General features: G+C 43.4%; 1 protein-coding gene. It reads right to left on the minus strand.

Annotated features, from left to right (window positions below; translation table 11 throughout):
• Nucleotides 1–35: 35 nt before the first annotated feature.
• Nucleotides 36–2,216, minus strand: a complete 2,181-nt coding sequence (gene katG / locus H5072_RS17365) for a catalase/peroxidase HPI (RefSeq protein WP_182694260.1) — start codon at nucleotides 2,214–2,216, stop codon at nucleotides 36–38.
• Between the last annotated feature and the right edge of the window lie 11 nt (nucleotides 2,217–2,227).

Genomic DNA, 2,227 nt, shown 5'->3' on the forward strand with positions numbered 1-2,227 from the left:
ATTCAATACTCCCCCGTTTTTATTTAGCGTACAGATTATTTAAGATCGAACCTGTCTGCGTTCATTACTTTTACCCATGCATTTACAAAGTCATGTACAAAACGTTCTTTATTATCGTCTTGTGCATAAAATTCACTTAGGGCACGTAAAATAGAGTTTGAACCAAACACTAAATCTACGCGTGTGGCAGTCCATTTAATGGTGCCTGTTTTGCGTTCAACAATATTATATATACCTGGCTCTAGTGGCTTCCAGTTGTTAGCCATGTCGGTTAGGTTTACAAAAAAGTCGGTAGATAGCGTGCCTACATTATCAGTAAATACACCATGTTTAGTGCCTGCGTAGTTTGTGCCTAGTACACGCATGCCGCCCATAAGTGCAGTCATTTCTGGTGCTGTTAAGCCCATTAATTGGCTGCGCTCTAACAATAGCTCTTCTGAGGATACGCTAAAGTCATTTTTAAGGTAGTTTCTAAATCCATCATGAACAGGCTCAAGCGGATCGAACGATTCTGCATCAGTCATTTCGTCTGTTGCGTCTCCTCGTCCTGGTGCAAATGATACTGTTACATCAACACCGGCTTGTTTTGCCGCTTGTTCAACAGCCGCTGTACCACCTAAAACGATTAAATCGGCCATGCTTACTGGTTTAGATAAACCCGCTTGTACTTTTTCAAGGGCACTAAGCACACTTGCTAAGCGCTCTGGCTCATTACCTTGCCAATCTTTTTGTGGTGCTAGACGAATACGTGCGCCATTTGCGCCACCGCGTTTATCAGAACCACGATACGTACGCGCACTATCCCACGCTGTATTTATTAAATCACTCGCGCTTACACCGCAATCAAGTAGTTGTGCTTTTAAGCTTGTGATTTCATCGTCTGATAATGTGTAATCAACTGCAGGAATAGGATCTTGCCAAATTAGGTCTTCACTTGGTACATCTTTACCTAAGTAACATGCTTTAGGACCTAAATCGCGGTGAGTTAGCTTAAACCATGCGCGTGCAAATACATCAGAGAAGTATTCAAAGTCGTTATAAAAACGCTCAATAATTTTACGGTACGCAGGGTCCACTTTCATGGCCATATCGGCATCGGTCATCATTGGGTTTAAACGAATTGATGGATCTTCTACGTCTACTGGTTTGTCTTCTTCTTTAATATTTACAGGCTCCCACTGATGAGCGCCAGCTGGGCTTTTAGTGAGTTCCCATTCGTAATTTAAAAGTAAGTGGCAGTATCCGTTATCCCATGTAGTTGGGTGTGTGGTCCATGCGCCTTCAAGGCCTGAAGTTACAGTATGACGACCAAAGCCGCCTTCTTTGGTGCTGTTCCAACCTAAACCTTGCTCGTGTACGTCTGCTGCTTCTGGCTCTGGACCTAAGTGCTCTGCTTTACCATTACCGTGAGTTTTACCCACTGTATGGCCGCCCACTGTTAGCGCTGCGGTTTCTTCATCGTCCATCGCCATGCGAGCAAATGTTTCACGTACGTGATCTGCCGTTTTTTGTGGATCTGGTATACCATTAACACCTTCAGGGTTAACGTAAATTAGGCCCATTTGTACTGCGGCTAATGGGTTTTCCATGGTGTCTGGTTTTTCTACATTGTCGTAGCGTTCATCACTTGGTGCTAACCATTCTTTTTCTGCACCCCAGTAAATATCTTTTTCTGGATGCCAAATGTCTTCACGGCCGCCCGCAAAACCATAAATTTTAAGACCCATTGATTCGTATGCCATGTTACCTGCAAGAATAAATAAATCGGCCCATGAAAGTTTGTTACCGTATTTTTTCTTAAGTGGCCATAAAAGTCTGCGTGCTTTATCTAAGCTTGCGTTATCTGGCCATGAATTTAAAGGCGAGAAACGTTGGTTACCGGTACTTGCGCCGCCACGACCATCAGATAAACGGTAGGTACCCGCTGAGTGCCATGCCATACGAATCATTAAACCACCGTAATGGCCCCAATCGGCAGGCCACCAATCTTGGCTGTCGGTCATAAAGGTTTTTAAGTCGGCTTTTACTTCGTCTAAATCTAGAGATTTAAATTCTTCTGCGTAGTTAAAATTAGTGCCGTATGGATTTGATTTAGTATCGTGTTGATGAAGAATGTCTAAGTTGAGTGTGTTTGGCCACCAATCGGTGTTTACTTTAGAAACAACTGAATTACTACCGTGCATAACAGGGCATTTACCCGCTGTTGGCTTGCTCATTGTGAAATCCT

This window comes from Pseudoalteromonas sp. SR45-5 (assembly GCF_014163565.1).
In the GTDB taxonomy this organism is placed as follows: Bacteria; Pseudomonadota; Gammaproteobacteria; order Enterobacterales; family Alteromonadaceae; genus Pseudoalteromonas; species Pseudoalteromonas distincta.

What these genes read in the sequence shown, in the direction of transcription:
- katG (WP_182694260.1), bottom strand. Translation starts at nt 2,216, where the DNA reads ATGAGCAAGCCAACAGCGGGTAAATGCCCTGTTATGCACGGTAGTAAT.